Raw genomic sequence first — 21,493 nt, 5'->3', positions numbered from 1 at the left:
GTACAAAGAAGGGGGATACGACATGAATCGTAAGTCGGCAAAATGGATTGCGTTCACGGTATTGGCGTGTTCGTTAGCGCTCACGTCCGCTTGCAGCAACAACAACGGAAATAACGCAAGTTCGTCCGGTTCGCCAAAAGCAAGTTCGCAGGAAAGCGCCGCTAATAGCGGAAGCGAGTCTGCGCCGGATCCGATGGGGAAAATTGATCCGCCTATCGAGGTTACCGCGATCCGCACCTTGGATTCGACGACGAAGTTTGAAAATGGAGAAACCATTGAGAATAATGCCTGGACTAAATTATACGAGAACGAATTCGGAATTAAATTGAAGTACTTATGGATTTCCGATCCGACGCAATACGAGCAAAAGTTCAATGTTGCCATGGCATCCGGACAATTAGCGGATATTATGCCCGTCAATGGCATTCAATTTAACCAACTGGTCGAATCTAATCAACTAGCTGATTTAACGGAGGTGCTAGAAAAGTACGGTACGCCTCTCGCTAAAGACATGCTAAAGAAGGATGGCGGAGTTGGTCTTGAGTCCGCAACCTTTAACGGGAAATTGTTGGGGTTGCCGGTAAACCCGGGTTCATTCGATTTCGCTTCTCTGCTCTGGATCCGTACAGATTGGTTGGAGAAGCTGAATCTGCCCGAGCCGAAAACGATGGAGGATGTATTTAAGATCGCGGAAGCTTTCGTCAATCAAGATCCTGATGGAAACAATAAGAAGGATACGCAGGGATTGGGAGCGACTAAAGATTTCTACGGTTTGGAGCCAGGCCTGGACGGATTTTTCAACGGATATCATGCTTATCCGAAGAGCTGGGTCGAGGATGCTTCAGGGAACCTGGTGTATGGAAGCATCCAACCAGAGATGAAGCAAGCACTTGAAAAACTCCAGCAGTTATACAAAGACGGGTACATTGATCGCGAATTCGCAGTCAAAGACAAGGAAAAATTCATACAAACCGTTAATGCCGGTAAACTGGGCATGTTCTATGGCGCCGATTGGTCGCCGCTGCTGTTCTTGGACGGCAAAGCACTGGATGAAAAGATGGAATGGAAGCCGTTCCAATTACCGTCGATCGATGGCAACAAGGCTAAGCCGCAAACCCCTTATAACGTAAATCAATTTTTCGTCGTTCGCAAAGGGATGGCGCATCCCGAGGCAGTCGTGAAGATGCTGAATGCCGCAAGTTACCAATGGGACAGAACGAAGTACCCCCTGACGGACATGAATCAGAATGGGGATGTCGCCAAGTGGCAATATGCGTTAGTCCAAGCTTCCAATCCAATTCAGAATGTCGAGCTGTACGAAGATGTGAAGAAGGCGCTGGAGAAGCAGGACGAATCTCTATTGAATATTGCCAGCAACCCGGGGCAAGCCAACTTCTATAAAGGCATTAATGATTTTAAGAACGGCAATATGTCCGGCTGGGGGTATACCCGCTTCTATGACGCGATCTCATTGTTGTACGACTATCATACGAACGACGGATTTAAAATGACGGAATTTATCTCGGGACCTACGCCAACGATGGTGGAGAAACAAGCCACGCTGCTTAAGATGGAGCTAGAAACATTCACAAAAATTGTGATGGGCGAGTCTTCGATCGATGCCTTCGATGAATTCGTGAGCAATTGGAAAAAGCTTGGCGGAGATACCATTACGAAAGAAGTAGCGGATTGGAAAGCTAGCAAGTAATTCTTAAAGACATCGGGAGCCCATATTTCTTTAAGCTATAAAGCATATGCGGCTTCCGGTCGTACTTGAAATGAATAGACACAAGCAAGCGGGAGGCGACAGCAATGTCCGTTATGACCGTAACGGGAAAGGTACGATCCGATAGTCTGGGCTGGGTATTGCCCCATGAGCATGCCTTTATCGATTTGCGCAGGCTGGTGCCTGCCGTTAGTGAAATCTCGCGGAAAAGGTTGGCGCAGGAGCAGGTTAGTCTCGCGAATTTCGGCAAGCTCATGCGTAATCCCTACGCGGTTCTGGACAATGCAGTTATCGATGACGAAAAAGTTGTAAGAGATGAGTTGCTGAAATTTAAGAAAGCCGGAGGAACGACCTTCGTCGATCTGACGTTGCGCGACATCGGCAGGGACCCTGCGCTGCTAGCCGGATTGTCGAGAGAGTTGGATATTAAAATCGTAGCTGGCTGCGGTTACTATATTAACAAATCCCATCCTGGCGACATGGATCGCAAAACAGTAGAAGATATTGCAGATGAACTTTTGAATGAAATCCGTCATGGCATGGATGGTACGGATATAAAAGCAGGCGTCATAGGCGAGATTGGAACAAGCGAGATCATCTATCCGAATGAAAAAAAGACGCTTATCGCATCGGCGATCGTTCAAAAGGAAACCGGCTTAGGGTTGCACGTGCATACGGACCTTTATGCGACGAACGGCTACGAAGTCATTTCTATTTTGACCGAGCACGGTGCGGCAGCTGAAAAAATATGCATCAATCACATCGATGTCGACCTCAAAATGGATTATATCAAGGACCTTCTTCACTTGGGCGCCTATGTGGAATTCGATAACTTTGGCAAGGAATTTTATGCCGACAGGCGGGATCGAAGCGTTTTAAGAGGACCCTTTTGCAGAGACATCGAGCGAGTAAAAGCCATCAAACAGCTCATCGATTGGGGCTTCCTTTCAAAAATATTATTGTCCAACGATGTCTGCCTGAAAACTTGCTTGCACAGCTATGGCGGTTGGGGTTATGACCACGTTCTAACGAATATTATTCCGATGATGAAGGATGAAGGAATAACCGCCGAGCAGATTCAAACGATTATGTGCAGCAACCCTGCCGAATTTCTCGACGATGGAAAAGATTGAAGCTTTGCATCTCGTGAGGCCGTTCGCGACAGAGGAACGACAACAGCCTCGCCATAATTATTAGAAAATTCAGATAAATATTAAAGTACAGGGAGATAACCGCTCATGATCAAAATACCGAAAGCAGAATTCGCCGCAAGGATCGAAAAGCTAAAAGCGTTGATGAGAGAAAACGACATGCAAGCTTGCTTGATCTACGGGGACGAATATCGGAAAGAAAACCTTCGTTATATGAGCAACTATTGGCCCTTATTCGAAAGGGGAGCCGTAATAGTTTCGATGACAGGCGAGCCTTTTGTCATCGCAGCGCCGGAAGGCGAGATGTTTTGCCGCGAGATGAGCGCATGGCCGGACATTCGGCTGCTTCCGGAATTCGCATGCGTGACGGTGCCCGATAAAATCGAATATCCTCAGGCGCATTATACGAGCCTGACGGAGATTTGCAAAGGGCTGCAAGAAAGCGGACCGTTGCAAAGATTAGGCATTGTAGGCATCGATTCGATGCCCGAACCTTTAATGAGGATCATCGGCGACAGCTTCGCTGGCATTGAACTCGTCGATGCGGGCGAATTATTATTCCAACTTCGAATGACCAAGACGGCTAACGAAGTCGCCTGTCTGCAAGAAGCGGCAAGGATCGCCGACGCGGGATACAAGTTAATGATCGAACAAGTCAAGCCTGGCATGACGGAGCTTGAGCTAGCCTCTTTAGCCTACGGGGAATGCATCAAGCAAGGCGCGGAAAATGTTCCGTTCTGCCTCTTAACGAGCGGAGAAAGAGTCCGTACGATCATCGGCAGAGCTTCCGGAAAAGTGATCGAGGACGGGGATATGATTATGGCCGCCATTGCCGTTCAAGTCGAGGGTTACGTGGCAACGCTCAATTTCCCATTCGTCGCCGGCCAAATGCGCGAGGAACAGAAAAAGTTTATCGATATTCTCGTCGAAGCGGAGGACGCCGCTTTAGGCCGGATCAAGGCGGGCGCGGGCCAGAGCGAAGTCGTACGCGCGGTTAAAGCGTGCTTCAAGGATAGGAACGTCACCGAATTTGACCTTTATCCCCCGCTTCACGGCTGCGGGTTGGCGGAAGCCGAATCTCCTTACCCGGATGAGAATACCGAAGCGAAATTCGTGGCGGGAATGACTGTGAATACGGATGTTAGTTTATTCGGTCACCCGCACGGTTCCAATCGGATCGAGGAAAGCTTGCTCGTCACCGAAGGCGGCTACGAATCGATGTCAAAGCTCGTTAGGCATTTAAGCAGGACTTGGAAAGAAACGGCGACGATATCGGTCGATTAAGGAGGACATCGCGTGAGCAAAGAGGGAGCAAAAAACTGGTATATCGTCGACGGATATTTACCTTACAAGGGCAAGGTCGAAGGAGAAATTTTCGAAGGCCATGAAGCCGTGATGATATTGAATTGCCAGGACGAGGATGCGGAGATCTTCATGGACATCTACTACGAAGATCGGGACCCGGACGAGAATATCCGGGTGTCGGCCAAGGCGAAGCGCGTCAAATGCATCCGCATGGATCGTCCCGACGATATCGGCGGCATTCGGCTAGATCGCCAGCTCCAATATTCGTTGAGGTTCAGAAGCAATATCGAAGTCATTATTCAGTACGGCAGAATGGACATTGCCCAACCCAATCTGGCCTATATCGGTATGATGGGATACTCGGAATAAGGGAATGAACGGAATGAATATAAAAAAGACCAAGCGCGAGATGCCGTTACATCTGATGCTGGTGCCAGGCGTAGTCATACTGTTGATCTACTGCTACTATCCGATGTTAGGATTCGCAATCGCCTTTCAGAAGTTTATTCCGATCAACGGATTGTTCGGCTCGAATTGGATCGGACTCGGCAACTTCCGGTACGTGCTGCAGATGCCGGACATATGGAAGGTGCTTGGCAATACCGTATTCATCGCCACCATGAAAATTCTGTTCGGGCTGATCGTTCCGATCGTCGTTGCGATTCTTATCAACGAATTGAAGGTCATGCTGATTAAACGGGGCGTCCAGACGCTCATTTATTTACCGCATTTTCTATCCTGGGTTATCCTGGGCGGCGTGCTCGTCGATATTTTATCGCCTTCGGAAGGCATCGTTAACCAGCTGTTAAATGCGGTCGGTTTGGATTCCGTATTTTTTCTGGGCAGCAATCATTGGTTTCCGTCCGTGCTCATCTTCTCGGATGTGTGGAAGGAATTCGGCTTCAGCACCATCGTATTTCTGGCTGCGATTACGGGAATCAATCCTGCATTGTACGAGGCGGCGATCGTGGATGGGGCCAGTCACACGAGACAGATGTGGCATATTACATTGCCGGGCATGGTACCGATTATCGTGTTGATGGCGACATTGAGTTTGGGCAATGTGCTTAATGCCGGTTTTGATCAAGTATTTAACTTATACAGCCCGAGCGTATATGAAAGCGGGGATATTCTGGATACGTTAATCTATCGGATCGGCCTGCTGGATGCGCAATTCGGCGTAGCGACGGCGATCGGATTGTTCAAGTCCATCGTTTCCTTCGTACTCATTGCCGTCTCCTACTTCATGGCTTATCGGTTGGTCAATTATCGCATTTTTTAAGGAAAGGAATGTTTCACGTGCAGCACCGGGCGTCCTTAAGCCGAAGAGCTTTCGTTGTAGGCAACTATACGTTTCTCGTCGCGCTTTCCTTGCTTTGCCTGCTTCCGCTAGTTCAGGTGTTGTCCATTTCCTTTAGCTCCAGCGCCGCCGCTTCAGCCGGGCTGGTCAAGCTGTTTCCCGTCGATTTCACACTAGCCTCTTACTCGTATATTTTGCAGAAGCAAGAATTTATAAATTCCTTCGGCATTACGCTGCAGCGGCTTATTCTTGGTTTTGTCACTAACATGGGATTGTCGCTGCTTTGCGCGTATCCGCTATCCAAGGAAAGAAAGGATCTGCGAATTCGCAGCTGGTACGCCTGGTTTTTCGTATTCACCATCTTGTTCAGCGGAGGGCTCATTCCTACCTATATGGTGATCAGTATGACCGGTCTGATTGACACGTTATGGGCGCTCATCATTCCGAGTGCCGTATCGGTGTTCAATGTCATCCTGCTGCTGAATTTTTTTCGGGGATTGCCGCAAGAAGTAGAGGAATCGGCCTTCCTGGATGGCGCGGGACATTGGACCGTATTGTGGAAAATGTATGTCCCGATGTCTTACCCGGTGTTGGCTACGGTAGCCTTGTTCACGATGGTGTTTCATTGGAACTCGTGGTTCGACGGGTTGATTTATATGAATTTTCCGAAGAACTATCCGTTATCCACGTATTTGCAGCTATTGGTCATCAACAGCAATCCGATGAAGATGGATCCCCGGAATCTGGCGGGAATTTTGGAAATATCCGAGCGAACGACAAGAGCGGCGCAGATCTTCCTGGGCGCGCTGCCGATACTCATCGTTTATCCGTTTCTGCAGAGGTTCTTCGTGAAAGGCATCGTGCTTGGAAGCGTTAAAGGATAAGTTTATTCCGTATTGGAGAGGTGCAGGATGAAAGCTGCAAGCTACGAAAAATGGATATGGATTGAATTAATCGGATTCGACAATCGCGAGAGCGACTTCGGCGTCGCTCCCTATTTGGAAACCGTAGGATTTATTCCAGAGAGTATCTTCCTCCTGTTGTATACGCCTGACTTTATTCACGCTCACCAAGGAATGGAGAGCGAGTGGCGGCTGCCGGTGGAGTCCTGCTCTTACGGGGCGCGTCCATACGGCAAGCTGCACGACAGGCAGGATTGGACTAACCGCCAGCTCCGCGGGTTGGTTAAGGAATTGCAGAAGCACGGCATCGACGTCTACTGCAGCTTTTTTGATATTTACCAGTATCATGACGGCGATACGCTCCAGGCAGGCGCATGGTGTACCGCTCATCCGGAGCTCTATGAAATGAGGAAGACGGGCGAGGCATTTCCGGCGATCAATCCGCTGAAGCGCTTGAAGGACGGAAGCTGGTACGAAGATTTGTTCGTCCAAGATTTAATACGCGTTATTCAGGACTACGGCTTTGATGGTTACCATGGCGCCGACGGTTATACAAGCCCAAGACTGAGCTTGGCGGTGACAGATTACTCGGATGATATGGTCGAGCAATTCATCGCGGCTGCCGCAGTGCCGTTCGATACAGAATTCGCGGCGCGTTGCGATGACAATCCACCGGAGATGGAGCGGAGGGCCGATTGGATCTGGCATCATAAGCAGCTGGAATGGATTCAATTTCATGTCGAACGCTGGGGCCGGCTATGGGACAAAATCATGCTAGCCATTCGCAAGGCAGGGAAGAAAGCTTATATCAATACCGCTTGGACCAGAGATCCTTTTGAAGCTTTGTACCGATTCGGCGTCGATTATCGACGGCTTGCAGCGTCCGGCATCGACGGCTTCGTCGTCGAAACGGTCGGGGCCTCTCTCTCCGCGGGAGCAGGGGAAACGGAATACGAGCCGGATGCGGAATTTATGGCGATGCTGCTGACGATAAAAGCCTACGTGCCGGACACGAAGCTGATATGTCTCAATGCGATCCAGGATACGAATGAGCAGTGGGATGCGTTAAGTCATGCGCCGACGGTGCTCGAGCGGGATATCTACGCGTTGTCCAACCTGCACATCCAAAAAGCCGCAGGATTAAGCCGCTGCTCGGGAGGCTTCATGGCTTGTCTGGGGGATGGCATTAGCCGCGACGGATGGAGCTGGATCGCCAAGCGATGGGACGGAGGGTTCGATGGAGCGCCCGAGCGGGTCGTCGGCATCGCGATGGTATGGTCCGACCGGTTGCTTAGTCGTTCATTGGCGGACTACGCTGTATCCCGTCAATGGCCTGTTCACAAATATATGACTGAATTGATCTCCCGCGGCGCCCCCTTGCATTCCATCATAAATGTGAAGGATATTCCGCAAGCCAACGGACCTATTCTTGTGACGTTGCTGCACTTGTTGCCTGACGATGAATTGCAGCGCGTACTCGATTATCGGCATGCGTCATCGGTTCTGATCGGCGTGATGACGGAGCGCATGGCCCATATCGCCGCCATCGCGGAATGGCAAATCGGCTGCGAGATCAACGAGCTGTTCTGCGTAATCAGGAATCGCGATGGCTCCGTGTTAAGCGTCTTTACGATGAAGGGCTATGCGGAACCCGATCATCCGGAAGAACAACGGATTGCCAAGTTCAAGGAGGGGATGTCCTGGCTGGAGAGCCTTCATTTCAAACCGGTCGATGAAGCGTTTTTGAGCAGCTGCGTCGAAGGAATCATGGCGCATACGGATGGACCGAAAGTATTGAGAAATAAAGCCTTTATTCGTATTGCGGTATTTGAGATGGCGCCTCGACGCTGGCGAATCCTGATCTCCAATCTGCATCTTAATTACAAAGCTGCGCATCTGGACGTAGGCCGTCCCATTGAACGAATTACGGTCTTAACCGATTTTCCGGGAATCCCGGTCACGCCGCGAGGCTCGGAGATCAATTTGTACGTTCCTGGACGAGGCGTCGTCATGATTGAACTTACTTTGCAGGAGTCGCTATAACTCAACTAAAAAATGTAAGCGGTTTATAAATAACTTTGAGGGGTTGAGCAATTGGGAACGGTAAAGTTAAAGCGAACGGGATATGTAATGTTGATCGTGTGTTTGCTTGTCACGATGGTTACGCCCTATCGAGCAGCGGCAGCGAATAACGCGAGCGATAATAAGCAAGCAGAGACGGTCGTTGAAAATCATTGGGCGAAAGACGTGTTGAACAAGTGGATCATGCTCGGTTTGCTCCAGGGGGATCAAAATCAAAACTATCATCCGGACCAACCGATCACCCGAGCTGAGTTCGCAGCATTGATCGATCGGGTATTTAACTTGCCTGAAGCGTTGGCAAGCACGAATCCGTTTACGGATGTAAGCGATGAAGCCTGGTATGCCAAAGACATCATCAAGCTGTATTCCGCCGGCATGATTAAGGGAACCGGCGCCGATCAGTTTGAGCCCAACAAGTCGATTGCCCGCCAGGACGCCGCCGTTATCGTCGCCCGTGCCTTCCAGGTAAAGGCAGATGATAATCATACGAATGGAAGTTTTTCCGACGCTTCATCCATATCCTCGTATGCGCTTGCCGACGTGGTTGCATTAAAGGCCAAGGGCTATGTTAATGGGAGTGGAAATAACCAGTTCAAGCCCAAACAATCGACGACCCGCGCTGAAGTCGTTCAGATGATCGACAACGTCATGGGGACGCTCGTCATGGCAAAAGGCGTCTATGAGTCCGATGTTGACGGAAATCTAGTCGTGAACACGGATGGAAGCTCGCTGAAAAATATAGTCGTATCGGGAGACTTGTATATTACGCAAGGCGTGGGAGAAGGAGAAGTCTTGTTAGATGGCGTTACGGTTAAAGGGTCGACGTACGTTCAGGGCGGCGGAAAAAACAGCATGATCGTTCGCGATTCCAACCTGACAGGCCCATTGATCGTGGATAAATGGGATTCGCAGATTCGTATCGTAGCCGAAGGAACGACGGTCGTTCAAGACGTCCAAATGCGATCCGGCGGCATTCTGAAGGAAGAGAATTTGCAAGGCATCGGATTCGTAAAAGTAAGCATTGTCGTTCCAAGCGGCCAAACCAATCCATTGATCGTTCTGGACGGGGAATTCGATGAGGTGGACCATAGAGCCGGAACGGCAAGCTATGAGCTAACCAAAGCTGCCAAGGTTCTGCTCATGATTTTTAACGCTCCGGCGAGCGTAACCGGAGACGGCGTGATCCAGACCGCTACGCTAAATGTCGGCGGCGTTAAGATGAACAAGTGGCCGATCAAGATTAATTTCTCGACCGGAGTAACGGTTACGATCGGAAACGAGGTTTTTTCGGCAGATCATCGAAATACGACGTCGAATTCGGGAGGAACCGGAACACAACCGACACCGACGCCTTCGTCGGAACCAACAACCTCGCCGACACCGACGCCTTCGTCGGAGCCTGCTTTGACGATTGCGGAATCAGGAGCTGCAAAGGCCGACATTTTCGTCGATGCTTCGGCGCAAGACATGATCGGCTTAGCCGCCAAAGAGCTTCAAGATACGATTAAGATGGTGAGCGGCGCCGTACTGCCGATCTATAGGTGGAACTCGGAAGCCACCGTAAGCGCGGTTCTTTCGGTCGATGAATTGAAGATCAACAGAGCGGGACAGTACCCGGTCCAGATCCATCTCGTCAATAACGAAGATGCCTCGTCAATCGTTCATTTTCAGTCCGATAACGACGATTCGATAACCGTCGATTTACCTGAGCAAGTCGAGTTAAGGAGCCATGAGAAAAAAGTCATTCATGGTTCTGTTAAAATTTCGGCAGCTTTGCTCGGCGGCGAATATAAAATCGATGTTCAGGCCAGCGTATCGGGAACTCTTCTAAACCCGATGACGTTAACCATTCAATACGAACCGAACCTGATCATGAATCCCGGTTTCGAGGTCGCCAATGGAAGCGTACCGGACGGATGGTTCTCGCCTTCGGGGATCAGGGACGCCGGGGAGTCGTACAGCGGCGATTATGCGATGAGATTGGATTTAGGAAGCTCGGAATATATGTTTGCGCAATCGACTCAAAACCTTAAGCTAGAGCCCGGTAAGCAGTATAAGCTAAGCGCCATGGTTAAAGGCAGCGCAGCGGGCGTCATGAATATGGAAATTCATGAAGTAACGAACGGGGGCAGTCCCGTCATCCAACGGACGGAAGTCGCCTTAAGCAATCAATGGAAACCGGTGGAATTGGTTTACTCCCCGGCCGCAAACGCAGCATTCGACTACAATTCGATTTACTTCTTTATGTCGGGAACGGCATCGATGTGGATCGACGACGTTTCGCTTGTGGAGATCGTGGAGGCTTCTCCAAATCTGATTGCGAATAACGGGTTCGAAGCGCCTAATCTGGCCGGTTGGTGGGGATTTTCCGGCTATGTTGCCGATGACGGCGAAGTATCGCATAGCGGCGAACATTCGATGCGGATCGAATTAAAGGGCGAGAGCTATATGTACGCCCAACAAGATTTAAACCTTCTACCGGGCAAGCGGTATAAATTGCGCGCGTGGGTTAAAGCCGCATCCGCCGGAAAGCTGAGTATGACGATTCATGAAATTCAGTCTGGCGGCGGGTCTAACGCGGCTGCCAACGTGGATGCTACCGTAGGATCGGATGAATCGTGGCAGCTGGTAGAAATGGAGTATGCGCCGGCCAAGGAGGCGCAATTCGATTCCAATCGCCTTTACATTTTCGTGTCCGAAACCAATGCTGTATGGGTCGACGACGTGTCGTTGACTGAAATGAACGATGTTGCCGGCCAAGACGGCAGCGGCGAGACAAACGGCGAGACCAGCGATAACGGCGTTCGCTTCATTTTGGCGACACCGGATTCTCACCCTGGCTTGACGGCTCTTTTCCCGGAAGACATCGCTTATTTGCAGCAATCCGACGGCTTTGCCGTTCGGCAAGTCGGGAATCTGATTTATATTTTCGGATCGGAACCCAAGGGCGTACTTAACGGCGTCTATGATTTTATGGAGAAAAACGCAGGCGTGTTATGGACGCGTTCGCAAGAGCTGGGCACCTTGTACGATCCGCAGCCAACGATTCAAGCCTTGCACGTGAATTATAAGGAGAAGTCCCCGTTCCAAATACGTGGGTGGCATCTTACCGGGTCCGGGGCTCAAGGTCAGTTTCACTCGGATCCCGCTAGCGAAGTCATGATCTCACGCAATAAGCTGAATGCCAAGCTGGCGGAATTCGGGAACGTATCGCTCTGGGACGATCATGAGCGCGTGGGCATTAAGGCTTTTAATATCGGGCATGACCTTGTCTATTGGCTGCCGAGCGAAGAGTACTTCGCTACGCATCCGGAATACTTCAATACGGACGGAGCGGGGAATTACATTCCGGGTACGGGCGAGACGCAGATTAACTTCTATAATCCGGAGGTCGCGGACGTGATCGCCGGCCGGGTGAAGGCTTTTTTGAAAAACAACCCAAGAGAATACGTGGGAATGGGCATTAACGACACGCATTATTGGATGCAAGGGAATTTGAGCAACTCCCCGTTTGAACTGCCGGACGGCACGAAGATTTATCCGAATGAAGCGGATTATAAATCGACCGTTTTCTATTCATTCTTGAACCGGATTGCAGCTGAAGTGAAAAAGACTTATCCGGACGTCAAAATCAATACGTTTGCTTACTTTTTCGCGGAGGTTCCTCCCAGAATCGAGCTTGAGGACAACATTGTCATCGTCCTCGCTCCGGCTTCGGGGGATGATCGGGTGCCTATCAATACGAGCGAAGTCAGCGCCAACAACCAATATGTGGTCAAGCTGCAGGGTTGGTTGAAGAAAACCAAAAACATCGTCATGTATAACTATTACGGTTCTTTCCCTTCGGCGACCTACGAGAGACCGATTGCCGAAAAAGTCCAGGCGGACATGAAATACTACAGAGATTTGGGGCTTATGGGCGTTCTCCCCGAAAATATCGTGGATGCGTCAACGGCGAGCTGGGGCGTGAATGCCCTGCAGTTTTGGCTGATGCAAAAGCTGTTCTGGAATCCGGATGCCGACCTCGACGCATTAAAGAGCGAATTTATTCAGAAAGCGTATGGAGTGGCAGCCGAGCCGATGAAGCGGTATTACGATCTGATCGCGCAAGGCTGGAACTACGACCAACAGCCGGTCAGCTACATTACGAACACCAAGGCGTATATCCGGTCTTATATTATCGATGCCGGAATTAAGGACGAAGCGCAGCAGGCGTTAAACGAAGCGTGGACGTTGGCGGATCCGAAGGCGAGACAGCGGATCGAGCCGGTCAAAACGACCTTTGAGACGATGGTGTTCAAGTATGGGGAACAGTCCGACTTGAGCGCAAAAGCGGCAAAAACGACGGCCAGCAAAGAAGATATCGTCAGTGGACTGGATTTTAGCCAAGGTCCATGGGCAGATGCGGAGCCGACTTCACAATTCTTTTATATGGGAACGACAGATAAGGCTCCCGTGGAAACAAAGGTACGGTTGCTTTGGGACGAGGAAAATCTCTACGTCGCCTACGAGAATTTTGACGATGACGTATCGAAGATCGTGGCAAGCGATAGCGCCCCGGGCGATTGGTGGGCCAGCGGGGGAGACGACGACGTCGAAACCTATATAACCGGCGACTTGACCGGAAGCGCCTATTATGTCTTTTTCGCCAATCCGAAGGCGGTCAAGTTCGAATATAGCGGTCCCGCTCAAAACAGCGGTTTTAGCACGCAATGGGAGGTGCATACCGAAGTTGCGGCCGACCGTTGGAAAGCGATTAAGGTCATTCCGTTCGCCAGTATTAACGTAGACCCAAGCATGAGCAAAACACTTAAAGGATTCTTTTTCAGAGAGTATCACGGCAAAGAAGGGTTTTTCGGATGGGGAGGCGGAAGCGTCTGGAGCTGGGCCGACTTCAAAACGATTACGCTTGAAGATTAATATAGCTTGCGAATTCTGAATCGACGCCTCGTCGCGTATTCCCCTGTTCGTACAGGGGAATACGCCTATGCGGGAAAAAGCGCATTATTCAAGCCCATCGGACTAAAAGCTTAAAAGGAGTGATTTTTAATGAAAAATAAGTATAAAGTCGTTTCGCTTCTCCTTTTGTTGACGTTGCTGCTTATTGTTTTAAATCCTCCGCAAACGGCATCGGCATCGACCTCCGGTTCAACCAGTGACGGAACGCTATTAGTCGATGGGCAGCCCTTTTTTCCGTTCGGTTTTTATGAAGTGGCATGGGGGAAAATCGCATGGCAGTCCAATGACTATACCGTTGAATCTGATGTGGAGAGTTTCGCTAGAGTTACAAACATAAAAGGCGTCAGGTTAAAAATACTTGAGGCCAATATGGTTCAGAACTATTTCGGCATCGTGGAAATAGAGGTGAACGACGGATCAGGACCGAACCTGGCGCTGTCTGCCGTCGCGAGCGCAACAAGCGTGCATCCCGACCCGAATCATCCTCCGGCTCATTTGAACGACGGCAACTTGCTCAATGATTATGCAAGCGCTACATCTCCGACGATGCCGGCGTACGTAACCCTGACATGGAGCACCGCAAGATCCTTCGATAAAATTACGCTTAAGGCATGGCTTTGCCAGACGATTGCGCCTACGCATTATGAAGTGGAAGTATCGGCGGACGGGGTAACGGGCTGGACAAAAGTGGCCAGCTCGTATAAGATGCCCGCGGGCAAGCTTTCCGCGGATATGAACCAACTCGCCGCAGACGGCTTTAATGTCATGCACCCTTCTGCCGAACTAGGGAACGGATTCGATGCGAGCTTCGTCGACGACGCCGGCGCAAAAGGAATAAAGCTCATACCCGAAAATATAGCGACGCTCGTTAACTATAATTTTTTGACGCAATTTAAAGATAAGACGGCCATTCTAGGCTGGAGTATTTGCGACGATTGCGATCCCTACAATGCGCCTTCTACGGTTCAGAGCTATCAGGATGCGGTCAGGGCCATCGATACCAATCATATTACGTTCGGGGCCGGTGCGCATTATACGTACGAGTCGGGATACAACGTCGGGAGTTACGTGAATATTCTCGATTCGATGGGGCGGGAAATGTATCCGATCGGTACCAGCATCCCTATGAATACCGTATACGCAGCCATGAAGGATACTGCCGATGCTTACAGAGCCGCGGGGAAACCGGCGTTCGGAATCGTCCAAACCTTCAGTTGGTACCAGATCGCGCCGTCGCTGCAGCCGGATCCCGTATTAGGCCGCGCGCCTGATGCAAGCGAAGTAAGAAATATGACGTACCAGTCGCTTGCCGCAGGCGCAAAAGGAATCATATTTTTCCCCTACTATTACGCGCCGAACAAAACGACGATTCCGTCCAACCTCTACGCCGAGACGAAAGCGATGGTTCCCGAGATCAATGCCTTGAAGCCGGCGCTGATGCTCGGCAAGAAGACGGAAGTGGCGACCGGCAATGCCGATTTGAGAGTCACTTATTGGGAGTACGAAGGAAAAGTATATGTCATCGTGGTCAATACAAGCTATGATTCAACAGCGAATGTTCCTTACTATCAATCGGGAGGGCCCGGTACGCCCGTTAACATCAATGCGTCTATTCCTTTGCCGGCAGGCTATCAGAACGCAGTGGCGAAGAGCATGTTTTCCAGGCTTCCCGCTACGCTCTCGATCGGCGCCGATGGGAAGCTGTCGGGCACGGTCGGTGCCGAGCAGGTCCAAGTGTACGAGCTGACCCCGGTTGGAAAATATGACCCGCTAGTGACGGGAAAAACGCTGGGGACTCTGCAGAACAGCTTTACGGGAGAAGCCGGCTTTAATTTTACGACGGCAAATGCAGTCCGCACCGTAACCTCGTTAGGAAGATACTTCGTAAACGGAAATAACAAGACGCATACCGTATCTTTGTATAAAGAAAGCGATAAAACATTGGTGGCATCCTGTACGGTAAACATGGCCATCGGAACGGCGGACGCTTCGGGCTTTAAGTATTGCACCTTACCGGCTTCGGTTACGCTCGCGGCGAATACTTCGTACAATCTCGTGTCGGGCGAAACGAGCGGCGGAGATCAATATTATCATGATAATACGACGGTAACATTAGGATCGGGTACGGCTAATTTTGCGATATTTAAATGGAACGGCGCCTGGTACTACGATGGCTCGGCTTCACAAAGCTTTGGCCCGGTTAACTTGTTATTCAAGGACAATTCGGACTTCTCCATGCTTACGGGAAAAACATTGGGAACGCTGCAAAATAGCTTTACCGGGGAAGCCGGCTTCAATTTTACGACGCCGGGAACCGCCCGTACCGTCACGGCGCTAGGCAGGTTTTGGGCCGGCGGGAACGGCGGCTCGCATACCGTATCCCTGTACAAAGAAAGCGATAAATCGTTAGTCGCGTCTTGTACGATTAACTTAGCGACAGGCAGAGCGGACGGACTCGGCTTCAAGTACTGCAATTTATCGGCGCCGGTTACGCTGTCCGCCAATACGTCTTACAATCTCGTATCGAGCGAAACGAGCGGCGGAGATCAATATTATCATGATAATACGTTAGTAACTATAGGAGCGGGGACTGCAAACTTTGCTATCTTTAAGATGAACGGCACTTGGTATTATGATGGTTCGGCTAATAATAGCTTTGGACCTGTTAACCTGTTGTATCATTAAATAGGTAATCGCATGGGGATTTAGATCAACAGCGATAGAGCTGCATGTACGCAAAAAAGACCGGAAGCGCACGAATTCAACGTCGCGCTTGCCGGTCTTTTTTGTCTTCTAAACGCTTTATTTTTTGCCGTATACCGCTTGAATCGCTTCCAGATAACCCATGCCATTCACGGTGTCCGGCTCGATATAGCTGCCTTCTGTCCATTCGTTCCAGGAGTTGATGGTCAGGATGGGAGCGACCGTATCGCTTGAAGCTTCTATGAATGCCTTCGCGGCCGCGAGCGACTCGCGGAACGCTTCGGGCGTATTGCCGACAAGAATCGGCGTGAACGGATAGCCGATATTGGCGTGCACGTCGGATTGTACGGTTCGCGGGCTAGAATCCCAGCCCATGGACACGTTGGGGTAGTAGGGGATGCCGTAATCGCCGAACTGCTTGCGGAACTTGCCCCAATCCGCTTCCGACTTCTTGGCGTATGCCGGATATTCGACGGTCGGGTACGAATCCAGCGCGATATGGTGAATCCAGACGTACGAAGTGACGCTGTCGAAGCCGAGCTCCTGCACGCGTTCTCCCGGATTCTCGAGCGTGCGCTCTCCCGGCAAATTTTGAATGCCCCAGACGACGGCGTTCAGATGCAGTTCGCCGAGTCCCGCGTTCCGCACCTTGGCCCGGAATCCTTCGAGCGCCGTTTTCGTCTGTTCGATGCCTCCCAAGCTTTGAATCAGGCTCATCAATTCATAGACGGAGAAGTACAGACCGCCTTCCACGCGCCAATACGACGGATGGCCGAAGTACTTTTCGATCATATAGTCGCACGCCGCTTCGAACGCTTGCAGCGACACTTGTCCGCTGTGAAGCAGGGTATGGTCCATTCCGCGCTTGTACGGAAAAATGTTGATCCAGTCGTGATTCGCCCACATCAGGGAAAATTTCAACCGGTCATTGTTGGACGCTTGCATGAAGCCGTCCTCGAGCGCCTTGTTCAAGAAGGCGCCGTCTTCGTACCAGTACCAGTCGTAAATAAAGGCGTCGATCCCGTGATCGGCCGCCGCGGCAATCTGTTTCTCCGCGGTCTCGGGCTTGGATTCGTCCAGATAGCCCCACAGCGGCACCTTGGGCTGCTCGTGTCCGGGGAAGCGCGGCGTCGCGCGGCGCACAAGCTCCCATTCGTTCCAGCCCGCGCCATGCGTCGCTTCGTTGCGAGGATCGACATGATAGTTGGGAAAATAATAGACGGCGACTTCCGGTTTGCGCTTGTCGGTCATATCGGCACCTTCGTTCCTCGAAATGTGTTGTTGTTGCTGACTCCAGTTTACGAAAAGCGGAAGGTGCGCGTATTTGGATAAAACGACGGGGGTGTTGGACGATTCAACTGAACCTCGGACGCAGCGACTGCGCGTATTGCATCGGCGACAAGCCTTCGCAGCGCTTGAACAGCCGGCTAAAATAATGAAGGTCCGAATAGCCGACTTCATCGGCGATCTGGCCGACCGTAAGGGACGAATGAAGCAGCAGCTCCTTGGCCTTGTCCATGCGCAGCGCGACGAGCATCTCCATGGGGGATTGGCCTGTCGCTTCCTTGAACAAGGCGCGGAACCGGCTTGGCGACAGATGCACGGATGCCGCGATATCGCCGAGCTGAAGCTGGGAACGATAATGCTCGCGCATCCATTGGACGGCTTGGCCGATCCGTTCGCTCTGCGGGTGGCGAATGCTGATCCCGGCAGGCGTCGACAACTCCCGGACGAGAAGGGCGAATAGATGAAGCAGATCGCCGCGCAGGCGCAGCTCCTTGCCGTATTCGCCGCCCTCGAACGCCGTATGCATGGATCGAAGCAGCGCTTCGTATGCGCCGGGGTTAGAGGTGGAGACGACGCATGGAAAATCGATGTCGGACAGAAAGACGACGGGCCGCTCCGTCAGTTCCGGGTCGTCCGGTATGAAGGGCGAGTGCTGGTAATCTTGGCTCAAATAGACGTCGTCGACGGAAAAGTTGTAGGCGTCTCCCATATAGATCAAGTCGAAGTGCGCGGCGAAATAGCGGAATGTCCCGTTCGCCGGGACTGCGCAGGAATGCCGCACCATGGGCTGCAGAATGACCATATCGCCCGGACCGATAGCGTAATGGACGTTGTCGATCACGTAATCGCAGCGGCCTTCGAGCACGAACTTGAACTCGTAATCATAGATGATGCGCGGAGGCAGCCGGTAGCGATCGTCGCCGTTTATATGTTGAACGAGACGTACATAGGGCGCCAGTTCCCGGAACCCGATGCCTTGCCGCGCCTCTTTCTTTTGTTCCATGGGATCGTCTCCTTGATAGCCTTTGCATTCATTTTACATCGTCCGGGGCAGAGAACGAATGCAACAACAAAAAATAGCGCCAATATCAAGATTTTGACGCTATACGCCAACGTCGGGATGGCCCGATACTAAGGCTGTAAGAAGGATTCCTGGCCAGGCGGAAAGTCGCTTTACGAATTGTAAGCGCAACCAAATTCAGGCAGGAGGAAAACAAATGAAAAGAATATCTCGGTTGGCGGCATGGATCATCGGCGTTGTCGGCGTCATTGCGTTCGGGCTTGCAGCCCATGCGGATCAGGCGGATGCCGCGGTCTACTACGTGAACAACCAGAGCGGCGCCGGCTGCAGCAACGCGTCGGCAGGCACGTCGACGACGGCGCCCTGGTGCGACTTTACCCCGGTCAACGCCCGGACGTTCGCTGCGGGAGACCAGGTGCTGCTCAGGAGCGGCGCGACCTGGACCGGACAGACGCTGACGCTTAAGGGCAGCGGAACGGCGGCCAATCCCATCGTGTTGTCCGCCTACGGCACGGGCGCGAAGCCGATCATCGCACCCGGCACGACGGATGCCGTCGCCGTGCTCATTGACGGTTATGCGGGGTGGAAGATAACGGGCCTGGAGCTGAAGAACGCCTGGGAAGGCATACGGCTCCAGTACGATCATGCGTACAACCGGGACTACATCTGGATCGAAAATATGACGATCCGCGATATGACGGCCGCATACAATAGCGCGCCGGCGACTTACAACCATACGTCCGCCGGCATCAGCGTCAAGACGATGGCCGACGCCGTGTCTCCCGCGTATACCGACAAGGTCAATGCGCCGGGCAGACTGACGGCTCTTACGAATTTAACGATCAAGAACGTAGCATTCTACAATTGCGACACGGCAACTTGGTTCGGAGCGCCCGTGTCCGGCTTTAATCCAAACGAGCATCTGTGGACCAAGCGCGTCGTCATGGACAATCTGACGATCGACGGGGGCGGCATGTGGGGCTTCAACGTTCTCTTCGTGGATGGCGGTACGCTCACCAACCTGACGGCCAAAAACATCGGCGCCGTGTCCAATCCGTTCGGCTCGGCCGGCATGGTGATCGCCTATTCCAAGAACGTGGAGGTGATCGGCGGCGAGATCGCGAACGTGGCCAGACACCCCGATCAAAATTACGACGGCGTCGGCTTCGACTTCGAAGGCGTCGGCAAGAACGTCTCGCTGCGCGGCATGAACATTCACGATACGGCCGGAGCGGGCATTTTCCACTTCAACAATTCGAGTCTGCCGGACGTCGATTCGGTCATCGAGAATAACGTCGTCAGCCATTACGGCACGAATCCGGGCAACAGCAGCGAAGGCATCCAGTTTGCCGGCGGCAGCGGGATCGTAACGAACAACGTGTTCAACAACAGCCGCGGCCGCAGCACGTACGGCGGAACCTACGGCGGATTTTTCTTTGCGGCGAATACGGTGAATACCGTGCCGACAACCTATGTGCCGACGGCGCCGTCCGCCCTGCCATCCCCGGCCGGAACCGGCCTTGTCACGTCGCAGACGCTGGGCACGCTGCGCAACGATTCGAACGGCGAAGTCGGCTTTAAGTTCACGACCGGCGCCAGCGTTGTGAGCGTTAACGGGCTGGGAAGGCGATTCACCGCGGGAAATGTAAAGTCGCATACGCTCAAGTTGTACCGGGACAGCGACAAAGCCATGCTCGGCGCCTGCAGCGTCCGCACTTCCGCGGGAACGCCGGATTCGCTCGGTTATCAATATTGCAAGCTGGCGGAGAGCGTCTCGCTTCTGCCGGGCACCGCCTACCTGCTCGTGACGACCGAGGATAACGGCGGCGATCAGTGGTACAGCGACAATACGACGATCACGCTTGGCTTCGGAACGGCTGGCGGCTCGGTCTACAACAACGGATCCGGCTGGAACACCGGGATATCGGGCAACCGCGCCTACGGTCCCGCGACGCTGCTGTACCAGGTCAACCTGGCCTACGGCGGCACCGCTTCCGCGTCGTCGACGGATACCGCCAACGGCTACGCGGCGGCCAAGGTGAACGACGGGACGGCCTCCACCGACTTTAACGGCTGGGCCAGCGCTTCGTCGGTCATGCCGCAGTGGGTGCAAATCGACTTCGGCGCGAACCGGACATTCGGCCGGGTGGAGCTGTTCACGACAAGCGGGTACGAGCTGCGAAGCTATCAGCTGCAAGTATGGAACGGCTCGTCCTGGGTCGATTGCGTCCCGGCCGTAACGGGTAATGCGCAGGCGCATCGCACGCATATTTTTACGCCCGTGACCGGCTCGAAGATCCGGGTATACGCGACGCTCGGCGATGCCGCCAGCAGCTACGCGCGCGTCAACGAAATTCAGGTTTTCAGCAGCTGATGCCGGGGTGACGCCAGCCGAATCTATCAAAAGAAGCCCGACCGGTCCGCTTATGAACCGGGAAGGCTTCTTTTATGCTGCAGGTGCCAGACATCGGCCGAGTGCTGCTCTAGGAAAGCACTTCGCACCATGTAGCGTCGGGCACCACCAAGTGCTTTCGTATGAAAGCACATCGCACGATCGGAGGCGCGGTAGCAGCGAAGTGCTGCTCTAGGAAAGCACTTCGCACCATGTAGCGTCGGGCACCACCAAGTGCTTTCGTATGAAAGCACATCGCACGATCGGAGGCGCGGTAGCGGCGAAGTGCTGCTCTAGGAAAGCACTTCGCACCATGCGGCGTCGGTCACCCACCGAGTGCTTTCGTATGAAAGCACATCGCACGATCGGAGGCGCGGTAGCAGCGAAGTGCTGCTCTAGGAAAGCACTTCGCACCATGCGGCGCACGGCACCAACCGAGTGCTTTCGTATGAAAGCACATCGCACGATCGGAGGCGCGGTAGCAGCGATGTGCTGCTCTAGGAAAGCGCTTCGCACCATGCGGCGTCCGGTACCAACCAAGGGGCTGTCCCAAAAGCCCTTTGAAGTTGAAGCAACAAGCTGAAATGAAGCCGAAATAGCCAAACGGGACGAAGCAGGGGAGTTTCCTGCTTCGTCCCGTTTGCGTTTTTGGTCGATGGCGACTT

Annotated in this window: 12 protein-coding genes; 10 read left to right on the top strand and 2 right to left on the bottom strand. The window is 52.4% G+C overall.

Annotation, left to right across the window (positions count from 1 at the left end; translation table 11 throughout):
* The first annotated feature begins 22 nt into the window (after positions 1 to 22).
* From ACFOTD_RS33320 to ACFOTD_RS33280, 9 genes are all read left to right on the top strand, one after another.
* On the top strand, positions 23 to 1,708 hold the full coding sequence (locus tag ACFOTD_RS33320) for an extracellular solute-binding protein (RefSeq protein WP_378124311.1): 1,686 nt from the start codon (positions 23 to 25) through the stop codon (positions 1,706 to 1,708).
* Positions 1,709 to 1,812: 104 nt separating this feature from the next.
* Positions 1,813 to 2,859: a phosphotriesterase family protein gene (locus ACFOTD_RS33315; protein ID WP_378124310.1), complete on the top strand. Its 1,047-nt coding sequence runs from the start codon at positions 1,813 to 1,815 to the stop codon at positions 2,857 to 2,859.
* A gap of 105 nt (positions 2,860 to 2,964) precedes the next feature.
* Entirely contained in the window at positions 2,965 to 4,161 is a 1,197-nt protein-coding gene (locus ACFOTD_RS33310; protein WP_378124309.1) for a M24 family metallopeptidase, read from the top strand.
* A gap of 12 nt (positions 4,162 to 4,173) precedes the next feature.
* Complete coding sequence (locus tag ACFOTD_RS33305; protein ID WP_378124308.1) at positions 4,174 to 4,551, top strand: sensory rhodopsin transducer; 378 nt, start codon at positions 4,174 to 4,176, stop codon at positions 4,549 to 4,551.
* Between the two features lie 13 nt (positions 4,552 to 4,564).
* A complete protein-coding gene (locus ACFOTD_RS33300; RefSeq protein ID WP_282907450.1) occupies positions 4,565 to 5,464 on the top strand; it encodes an ABC transporter permease in 900 nt (299 codons plus the stop codon).
* Positions 5,465 to 5,481: 17 nt separating this feature from the next.
* The gene (locus tag ACFOTD_RS33295) at positions 5,482 to 6,366 is read left to right on the top strand and encodes a carbohydrate ABC transporter permease (protein WP_378124307.1); all 885 of its coding nucleotides are present in this window, start codon (positions 5,482 to 5,484) and stop codon (positions 6,364 to 6,366) included.
* A 27-nt stretch (positions 6,367 to 6,393) separates the two neighbouring features.
* Positions 6,394 to 8,427, top strand: a complete 2,034-nt coding sequence (locus tag ACFOTD_RS33290; protein WP_378124306.1) for a hypothetical protein — start codon at positions 6,394 to 6,396, stop codon at positions 8,425 to 8,427.
* Positions 8,428 to 8,514: 87 nt separating this feature from the next.
* The gene (locus ACFOTD_RS33285; RefSeq protein ID WP_378124305.1) at positions 8,515 to 13,386 is read left to right on the top strand and encodes a DUF4838 domain-containing protein; all 4,872 of its coding nucleotides are present in this window, start codon (positions 8,515 to 8,517) and stop codon (positions 13,384 to 13,386) included.
* Between the two features lie 408 nt (positions 13,387 to 13,794).
* Positions 13,795 to 16,110 carry a hypothetical protein gene (locus ACFOTD_RS33280; protein WP_378124304.1) on the top strand — a complete coding sequence of 772 codons (2,316 nt, stop codon included), beginning with the start codon at positions 13,795 to 13,797 and terminating at the stop codon, positions 16,108 to 16,110.
* Between the two features lie 117 nt (positions 16,111 to 16,227).
* Here the strand turns inward: ACFOTD_RS33280 and ACFOTD_RS33275 are convergent, their stop codons facing one another.
* Both ACFOTD_RS33275 and ACFOTD_RS33270 read right to left on the bottom strand, forming a co-directional pair.
* Positions 16,228 to 17,379, bottom strand: coding sequence for a glycosyltransferase WbsX family protein (locus ACFOTD_RS33275; protein ID WP_378124303.1), 1,152 nt, complete (start codon positions 17,377 to 17,379; stop codon positions 16,228 to 16,230).
* Between the two features lie 103 nt (positions 17,380 to 17,482).
* On the bottom strand, positions 17,483 to 18,418 hold the full coding sequence (locus ACFOTD_RS33270) for an AraC family transcriptional regulator (RefSeq protein ID WP_378124302.1): 936 nt from the start codon (positions 18,416 to 18,418) through the stop codon (positions 17,483 to 17,485).
* Between the two features lie 214 nt (positions 18,419 to 18,632).
* Between ACFOTD_RS33270 and ACFOTD_RS33265 the strand changes: the two genes are divergently transcribed.
* Positions 18,633 to 20,810: a discoidin domain-containing protein gene (locus ACFOTD_RS33265; protein WP_378124301.1), complete on the top strand. Its 2,178-nt coding sequence runs from the start codon at positions 18,633 to 18,635 to the stop codon at positions 20,808 to 20,810.
* The last annotated feature ends 683 nt before the right edge of the window (positions 20,811 to 21,493 follow it).

The sequence above is a fragment of the Cohnella sp. GCM10012308 genome, from assembly GCF_042649185.1.
In the GTDB taxonomy this organism is placed as follows: Bacteria; Bacillota; Bacilli; order Paenibacillales; family Paenibacillaceae; genus Cohnella.
This window is presented reverse-complemented; position numbering and strand designations above follow the sequence as displayed.